The 466-nt window shown below is 71.0% G+C and carries 1 protein-coding gene; it reads left to right on the forward strand.

From position 1 onward, the window contains the following. Positions 1-118 precede the first annotated feature (118 nt). Positions 119-466 (forward strand): thiolase family protein (locus tag D1614_RS29130; protein WP_497006695.1); only part of this gene is annotated, 348 nt, incomplete at its 3' end.

Here is a 466-nt window from a genome sequence, read left to right on the forward strand (position 1 = left end):
GGGCGAAGACTCCCCGTGACGAACGCGGTTCGATTATGCATGTTGCACCTGCAAAACAAATGTGGCGCGGCAGCTGCGCTTGCGAAACCGGCCGTCGCGTACGTCAGGGAATAGCGTCATGACCGATATCGTCATCGTTTCAGCCGCCCGCACGCCCGTGGGCTCGTTCAATGGCGCGTTGTCCGCCTTGCCCGCCCACGAGCTGGGCCGGGTGGCCATCCAGGCCGCCGTCGAAAGGGCCGGCGTCGCCCTGGCCGACGTGGACGAGGTGATCATGGGCCAGGTGCTGCAGGCCGCCGCCGGCCAGGGCCCGGCGCGCCAGGCCGCGGTCAACGCCGGCGTGCCGGTCGAGAGCCCGGCCTGGAGCGTCAACCAACTGTGCGGTTCGGGCCTGCGCGCGGTGGCGCTGGGCGCCCAGCAGATCGCCGCCGGCGACGCCGCCGGCGTGGCGGTGATCACCCAGGTC

The sequence above is a fragment of the Maribellus luteus genome, from assembly GCF_003576475.1.
GTDB classification, from domain to species: Bacteria; Bacteroidota; Bacteroidia; order Bacteroidales; family Prolixibacteraceae; genus Draconibacterium; species Draconibacterium luteum.